The 8,743-nt window shown below is 43.7% G+C and carries 5 protein-coding genes; 3 read left to right on the top strand and 2 right to left on the bottom strand.

The window, feature by feature from the left end; all coding sequences use genetic code 11:
* Positions 1-475: 475 nt before the first annotated feature.
* The gene (locus AACS92_RS17775) at positions 476-904 is read left to right on the top strand and encodes a DUF3574 domain-containing protein (RefSeq protein ID WP_241538036.1); all 429 of its coding nucleotides are present in this window, start codon (positions 476-478) and stop codon (positions 902-904) included.
* Between the two features lie 54 nt (positions 905-958).
* Here the strand turns inward: AACS92_RS17775 and AACS92_RS17780 are convergent, their stop codons facing one another.
* Together AACS92_RS17780 and AACS92_RS17785 are read right to left on the bottom strand one after the other, a co-directional pair.
* On the bottom strand, positions 959-1,573 hold the full coding sequence (locus tag AACS92_RS17780) for a pyridoxamine 5'-phosphate oxidase family protein (protein WP_369800406.1): 615 nt from the start codon (positions 1,571-1,573) through the stop codon (positions 959-961).
* Positions 1,574-1,631: 58 nt separating this feature from the next.
* Complete coding sequence (locus tag AACS92_RS17785; RefSeq protein WP_099111901.1) at positions 1,632-2,057, bottom strand: N-acetyltransferase; 426 nt, start codon at positions 2,055-2,057, stop codon at positions 1,632-1,634.
* Positions 2,058-2,939: 882 nt separating this feature from the next.
* On the opposite strand from AACS92_RS17785, the gene AACS92_RS17790 reads away from it, so the two are divergent.
* Both AACS92_RS17790 and AACS92_RS17795 read left to right on the top strand, forming a co-directional pair.
* The gene (locus AACS92_RS17790; protein ID WP_099111902.1) at positions 2,940-6,038 is read left to right on the top strand and encodes an autotransporter serine protease; all 3,099 of its coding nucleotides are present in this window, start codon (positions 2,940-2,942) and stop codon (positions 6,036-6,038) included.
* Between the two features lie 86 nt (positions 6,039-6,124).
* Positions 6,125-8,743 (top strand): S8 family serine peptidase (locus AACS92_RS17795; RefSeq protein WP_099111904.1); only part of this gene is annotated, 2,619 nt, incomplete at its 3' end.

Genomic DNA, 8,743 nt, shown 5'->3' on the forward strand with positions numbered 1-8,743 from the left:
TAATCCGGCGAGCATAGTTTTTATCTGCCGTTTTTTGGACAATTTTTCTCATTTGACGCCGCTCATTGCGCGGAATTGGTGGTACGATGGCCATAACTCAGTCCTTCCTTTTTGTGTTTTTTTGGTTTTGCGATTAAAAAGTTCGCAAAAATAGGACTGAGTTTCTTTGATTCGCCTACCATTTTGAAAAGCTATTTAGTGAATAAATTACTTAAAATTTCCCCTGATTTTTATGAAATGTGGCATCGGCATGAAATCTATGAACCCTGTAATGGAGTACGGTCGTTGAGTATTAATCAGCAGATTACTTCTTTTGAGTACACCTCAATGACCATTGATTTAGAAAAATATCTACGTTTAATTGTTTATGTGAAACAAATACCCTCCTCGTAGCGTCATCATTAATGTCACGGACGTTTTTTTGCATATGACCCAGCGTTTAATAAATTCAATATTTGAGGAACAAAAACAGTCAATGAAAAAGATTCCAGTACTGGTTGTCACCGCCTTGCTGTTAAGCGGCTGTGCAACACCAAATCGTAACACTATTTCACCAACACCCTCGCAGGTTTGCCATACAGGTGATCCCATGATCCAAACTACGCTCTACTTTGGCCTGAACCGTCCGTCAGGGCCGGTGATTACCACTGCCGAATGGCAAACATTCATCGATCGACAGGTTACGCCGCGCTTTAAAGATGGGTTGTCGGTACTTGATGCTAAGGGACAGTGGTTAGGCAACGATGGCAAACTGGCGCGCGAAAGCAGCAAAGCGTTACTGTTAATCCATACTCCGGGCAAAGAGAGCGAAACAAATATCGAAACACTACGCAGCAGCTATAAACAGCAGTTTGCGCAAGATTCAGTAATGCGGGTAGATGCGCCGGTATGCGTAGCGTTCTGAGAAATATCCCGGCGATGAACCGGGATAAGGGATCCTTACTGACGCTTAAAGAAATTAGTACAAATTGTCTTTCAGTCGCTGATCTAAGTGAGTATCGTATTCAACATCATCAAACTCACTTTTGCTCAATGCTTTGAGAATATAACCCGGGCTGGGTAAGGCACTACGATCTATCTGAGTTGACGCATCCCATAAACCTGAACGCATAATGGCACGACTACATTGGAAGAAAACTGCATCAACCGTAATCCGCAATACAGATTGCGGTAAAATATTACGATGGGCAAAACGTTCTAATATTGACGGCGTAACCAGAATTTCTGCCCGACCATTAATACGCAGTGTCTCGCCAATACCCGGAATTAGCAGTAACAATGCAACACGATTATCATGTAGAATATTACGCAGGCTATCAATACGATTATTTCCCCTTCGATCAGGCAAAATTAGCGTCTTTTTATCCTCGATATGAATAAATCCCGGCTGATCTCCCCGTGGTGAAGCATCTAGCCCGTCTTCACCCGCAGTCGCCAACATGGCAAATGGTGCTGCTTCAATAAATGGCCGATAAGCCGGATGAATATGGTCAGTTTCTTTAAATACAGAGGCCCCTACTGGCTTTCCGTAAATTTGCTCAAGTTCAGTAATATCAGTAACAATTTTATCCATTATGGAATTTATCCTCATATCAACCCGTAATCGGCTCTGTTTTATAGGGTAGGTGTATTTAATTGCGAAAATGCATCACATATTCAGAATGCCCTGTCACCTCATCTTTACCCTCTTCCGCTACATAAAAACCTTGTGACAGGTAAAAATCATAACTGCTTTTATTTTCCTGATAGACGGACAGAGTAAGTTCAGTTCTGCGACTTTTAGCATCCATGATCAATTTCTTACCCACTCCCTGCCTCTGGCTATCAGGTGATACAAAAATTGCAGCTAATATATCATTATGTAACGCATAAAAACCGATGACCTTTTGGTTTTGAGTATAGACATACACTTCAGATGCCGGAATATAGATGTTCCTCATATTTTCAATCTGGGATTGCCAGAAATCAGCCGCGACGAAATGGTGTGCTTTAATGGATGCCTCCAGCCAGATTGCCAGAACCGTGTCCATATCTTCGCTTAAAAATTTTCTGATCATTATTATTCCAATGTTTTCTCTTTTTTGAGTACAGATATGATAAATGAAGGTTTAATGAAATTTGAAGTATAAGGAATTATTTTTTAGTAGAGTAAAAAATTCCCCACTACTGCGCACGACACTCTTTTCAGAAGTAAACCCTAGATCCAAAAAAAATTTTTTTGGAATTATATTATTTAATAAAGTTACAGATAGTTGTGAAGCCATATTTTATTTCAATACTATTGCTATATTGTAAAAAAAAATCAGATAACTCTTTTTCAGCCTACTTGCTCACATATTAACCTCTTGTTAGTTTTATAAAACTATGAGCTAAACCCGAATCCAGATTAATTATCTATTATCACGTTTTTAAATAGCCATTTTTCTGTGTATTAATGAAAATGAGTTTAGTCATAAAAATAAAATCTCATTATGATTACAGATAAGGAAATTAAATTAATAATGGAATTTAAAAAATAAACAAGACAAACAAAAAACAATCTAATTAAATCAGCTTGAAGTATTTTTTTTATTATTAAAATAATAAATTTTATTTGTATATAAATGTAAAATAAAGAAAATTAAAATTATGCTATTGATTTTAAATAAAAAATAAAATTAATAATATGTAAACAATATGTTTATTTTAGGTTAATTTAAATCTTGCCTTTGCGATGAAAATATTATTTCATAGAAACTCGCTGGCATTATGCTGATATTAATTTCTTGTATATTAATTTCTATTATCAGATTTATTTCTACAATAATCATTTATTGTGGGATGGGATTTGGCTGCCAGTTATATAAACAAAAAAATAACCTTTTTATTATAAGAGGCTTCTGATTATTTATTAAAAATAAATCGGAATGCCCCACCATATGGAAAATAGGCCTATTTCTATGAGAAAAAACAATTCCGTAAAACCTATTGTTTTGTGGGTGACATTATTGTGTGGACTTTTACCTGCTACTGCTGCCATCGCTGATAGCGGGTATCAAGAACAGGGGCAGTTAAATTCACCTGATAGCTGGTTATCAGAAGAGTTTAAACGCCAGTGGGGGTTAACTACTATTGGCGCACATTATGCCTATGCCCGTGGATATACCGGGAAAGGAATCAATGTCGGAGTGCTGGATGAAGCAGTAACCCCTCATGCTGAATTTGCAAATAAACTGAGAAGATTAAGCCCGGAAGATCCGGTCAATTTTGACGAAGATATTTGGACAGATATCATTGAGTTCGGCGCTCATGGTAACCATGTCGCAGGCACTATTGCGGCAAACCGGGACGGTACAGGGATGCATGGAGTTGCATTTGATGCTGGCTTGATCACCGGTAAATATTTACAGAATGACTACAACCGAACAGAAGCGATGATCCAAAGTAATGCCCGGGTTATCAATAACAGTTGGGGGGTTCGACCTCAGATAAGACGGGATATAAACGGCAATCCGATAAGGCGACCAGATGGTACATGGGACTATGTTAAAACCACTCTGGAGGATGTCCGTAAATATGTTAGGGATAATAATCTTAGAGAGAAATTGGATCGTTTAAGCCGATCAGAAATTCCTGAATTAGATGATTATACAACCAGAACAGCGGGCTTATTACGTGCTGCGCGACATGACAAATTAGTTGTTTTTGCAGCAGGAAATGCCAACAACTATAACGTTACCTGGTTGCATGCGGGTATGCCATATTTCTTTCCTGACGTCCTGAAAAACTATCTCAGTGTCGCCAACATAACGCAGGACAAGGAGCTGGCTCTGTCATCAACCAGTTGTGGGTATACCGCTAGCTATTGCTTATCTGCACCGGGCACCAAAATTTACAGTAGTACCGGTAAGTTTGTTTCAAAAACAGGAAAGAAAATAGACGAAGGTGCCCTGAATAGAGGAGAGCTTGAGATTGACTCTTCCTATGATACCTACACTGGTACATCCATGGCGGCACCACATGTCGTCGGAGCTGCGGCTGTCCTGATGCAACGCTTCCCTTATATGACAGCAGCTCAAATTTCTGATGTTCTCAAAACCACAGCAACAGACTTGGGTGAAAAAGGCATCGACAAGCTCTATGGCTGGGGCATGCTCAACCTGAAAGATGCCATTGATGGCCCGAAAATGTTTATCACGAAGGACGATATTCCCGCTGAATTTTATATTGAGGATTCCTATACCGATACGCAGTTTGTCGCCAATATCGTCGGCATGGGGGAAAAAGTAGAAGCAGGCACAACAGTAGAACGTGTCTGCGACAGCATCGAATGTACCTATGACTACTGGAGTCATGATATTTCCGGTCACGGTGGGTTAACCAAAACCGGTAAAGGGATGCTGGAACTGACCGGTAAAAACAGCACCTATAAAGGCCCGACAATCGTTGACCAGGGTCAGTTACAGATCAGTGGTGGTATCACTTCTGAGGTGGCAGTACATAAGGGTGCCACACTGAGTGGAAACGGGACTGTCGGTTCACTCATCGCTAAAAGCGGCTCTTACATTGCCCCCGGTAATGTGGGCCCTATGAATACGGATTTAATCGGCACACTGAAAGTTAACAACGATGTGACTTTCGAGAAAGACTCACATTATCTGGTTGAAGTCGCCAGAAATACTTCTGGGTTGAGTGACCATATTTATGCCGACGGTTTAGCTACATTAAAAGGTGGCGAGGTTGAAGTTAGGTTAGAAAACAGCAGCAACCTGCTTTCAAAACCCGAAGTCCGCAGCCTGCTGGGTCAGCAATACAATATCCTACAGGCCAAAAAAGGCATCAAGGGTCAGTTTACTGCTGTTTTACCTAATTATTCACTTGAGTTACCTGAGTATCTGTTCATTGGCGCTCAATTGAACTATCAGCCGAATAGCGTCATGTTAGATATCAATCGTAACGCCACCCCATTTGCCAGTGTGGCAAAAACCGCCAATGAGCGCGCCATTGCCAATGCGGCGGAGAAATTGCATCTCGGCCATCCGGTTTATGAAAGCATTCTGATGTCGGATACGAAGCCACAGGCAGGCAAAGCCTTCCAGCAATTGTCCTCCGGCCAGATCCACGCTGATATTGCGTCTGCACAAATTAATGGCAGCCGTTACCTTCGCGATACTTTGAATACCCGTCTGCGTCAGGCAGAGGGTGGATTAGCCAGTCAGGAGATCAAGGCTGACCAAAACGGGGTCTGGGCGCAGATCACCAGTAACTGGCAACGCACCAACAGTAACGGTGAAGCCAACGGTTATCGCATGTCTAACTACGGCGTATTTCTGGGCGCAGATCGGGAAGTAGCCAATGACCTGCGACTCGGTATGGCTACCGGTTTCACCCGCTCTTCCCTGCGTGGTGGCGATAATACTTCCGCAGGCAGTGACAACTTCCATCTGGCATTTTATGGCAGCAAACAACTGGATGCGCTGGCCTTGCGTACCGGCGTAGCCTATAGCTGGCATCGGTTTGATACCGAGCGTTCAGTGGCTTTCGGTCGTCAATCTGACAACTTGAAAGCTAAATATGGTGCGCAAACCGGGCAGTTATTTGCCGAAGCCGCTTACGGGATCAACCCGGACTGGCTGAATCTGGAGCCTTTCGCCAACTTGTCCCATGTTAATTTCCGCAACGATGGCATCAATGAAAAAGGCGGTGCCGCTGCCCTGAGCGGTAAAAAACAATCGAAGAATGCCACACTCTCGACATTAGGTTTGCGTGTGAACCAGAACTGGCAAACGCAGGATCAGCTGACGGTCGGCATATATGGCGAATTAGGCTGGCAACATCAGTTCGGTAATGTCGCACGCGACAGTCAATTGAGTTTCAGCAACAGCGATGTGTCATTTACCGTCAACAGCGTCTCCGCTGCGCGTGATGCGGCGGTCATCAAAGCCGGGACTTCTCTGAGCGTTAATGAAAATACCAAATTATCAGTGGGATACAACGGTGTTTTATCACGTGGTCACAAAGATAACGGCGTATTCCTAAATGCCAACTGGAAATTTTAGTCAGTAAACAATCCCAACTCACTGCTGGCAGGCAGTGAGTTTTTCTTTATGTATAAATCCATTATATGAAAAACGGACTTACCGCTATGAAAAAAAACAATTCCGTAAAACCTCTTGTTTTGTGGATAACATTATTGTGTGGACTTTTACCTGCTACTGTCACCATCGCGGATAACGGGTATCAAGAACAGGGGCAGTTAAATTCACCGAATAGCTGGTTATCAGAAGAGTTTAAACGCCAATGGGGATTATCGGCTATTGGTGCGCATTATGCTTATGCCCGTGGTTATACCGGTAAAGGGATCACTGTCGGGGTGTTGGATCAAGCCGTAACGCCTCATGATGAGTTCGCAAACAAACTGAGAAGATTAAGCCCGGAAGATCAGGTCAATTTTGACGAGCTTTTTAATGGGCTTTTAATTTTGTTCGGCAATCATGGTAACCATGTCGCCGGCACTATTGCGGCAAACCGGGACGGCAAAGAGATGCATGGAGTCGCATTTGATGCTGACTTGGTTACTGCAAAATTTTTAGGCAGCTATCAGAATCGCACAGAAGCGATGATCCAGAGTAACGCCCGGATTATTAACAATAGTTGGGGAGTCCCTCCTGAACGTAATCGGGATGAAAACGGTAGACCGATAAGGCGACCAGATGGTACGTGGGATTATGTGCAAGTTACTATGGACGAAGTCAGAAAACATGGAAGCTCAATTCGAAATACATTGGATCAGTTAAGCCGTTCACCAATCCCTGAAACATTCGACGATAACTCCGCTACAGCAGGTTTATTACGTGCAGCACGCCACGGAAAACTCGTGGTTTTTGCGGCAGGAAATTCTAATAACTATAACATTACCTGGATAGATGCGGGTATGCCGCTTTTCTTTCCTGACGTCCTGAAAAACTATCTCAGTGTCGCCAACATAACACAGGACAAGGAGCTGGCTCTGTCATCAACCAGCTGTGGATATACCGCCAGCTATTGCTTATCTGCACCCGGTACAGGCATATACAGTAGTACCGGTGAATTTATTTCAAAAACAGGTACTCTCATAAATGAAAAGTATCTGAATGAAGGGAATTTTGACATTGACTCTTCTTATGGTCTCAAGACGGGGACATCTATGGCAGCACCGCACGTTGCCGGAGCTGCGGCTGTTCTTATGCAACGCTTCCCTTATATGACGGCGGGACAAATTTCTGATGTGCTTAAAACTACCGCAACCGTTATTAATAAAGAAGGCAAAAGGATCCATGAACTTTCCGGCTGGGGCATGCTCAACCTGAAAGATGCCATTGAAGGCCCGAAAATGTTTATCACGAAGGACGATATTCCCGCTGAATTTTACATTAAGGATTCCTATACTGATACGCAGTTTGTCGCCAATATCGTCGGCATCGGGGAAAAAGTAGAAGCAGGCACAACGGTAGAACGCGTCTGCGACAGCATTGAATGTACCTACGACTACTGGAGTCATGATATTTCCGGTCACGGTGGGTTAACCAAAACCGGTAAAGGGATGCTGGAACTGACCGGTACAAATAGCACCTATAAAGGCCCGACAATCGTTGATCAGGGTCAGTTGCAGGTCAGTGGTGGCATCACTTCTAATGTGATGGTACATAAGGGTGCCACATTCAGCGGAAACGGGACTGTCGGTTCACTCACCGCTCAGAGCGGCTCTTACATTGCCCCCGGTAATGTGGGCCCCATGAATACTGATTTAATCGGGACACTGAAAGTTAACAATGATGTGACTTTCGAGAACGACTCACATTACCAGGTTGAAGTCGCGAGAAATACTTCTGGGTTGAGTGACCGCATTTATGCTGACGGTTTAGCCAAGTTAAACGGTGGAACGGTACAGGTTTCATTAGAAAACAACAAAAACCTGCTCTCTAAACCCGAAGTCCGCAGCCTGCTGGGTCAACAATACAATATCCTACAGGCCAAAAAAGGCATCGATGGTCAGTTTACTGCCGCTTCACCTGACTACCTGTTCATTGGGACTAAGTTGAGTTACCAGCCTGATCGCGTCACACTTAATATCAACCGTAACGCCAAAGCGTTCGCCAGTGTAACTAACACCGCCAATGAGCGCGCCATCGCTAATGCGGCGGAGAAATTGCATCTGGGCCATCCGGTTTATGAAAGTATTCTGATGTCGGATACGGCACCACAGGCGGGCAAAGCCTTCCAGCAATTGTCTTCCGGCCAGATCCACGCTGATATTGCGTCTGCACAAATCAATGGCAGCCGTTATCTGCGTGATACCCTGAATACCCGTTTACGTCAGGCTGATACCGGATTGACCAGTCAGGATATCAAGGCTGATCAAAACGGTGTCTGGGCACAGATCACCAGTAACTGGCAACGGACTAACAGTAACAGTGAAGCCAACGGTTATCGTATGTCTAACTACGGCGTATTTCTGGGGGCTGATCGGGAAGTAGCCAATGACCTGCGACTCGGTATGGCTACCGGTTTCACCCGCTCTTCCCTGCGTGGCGGTGATAATACTTCCGCAGGCAGTGATAACGTCCATCTGGCATTTTATGGCAGCAAACAGCTGGATGCGCTGGCCTTGCGTACCGGCGTAGCCTATAGCTGGCACCGGTTTGATACCGAGCGTTCAGTGGCCTTCGGTCGTCAATCGGACAATCTGAAAGCCAAATACGGTGCGCAAACCGGGCAGTTATTT

Source organism: Xenorhabdus sp. KJ12.1, assembly GCF_963876495.1.
Classification (GTDB): Bacteria; Pseudomonadota; Gammaproteobacteria; order Enterobacterales; family Enterobacteriaceae; genus Xenorhabdus; species Xenorhabdus stockiae.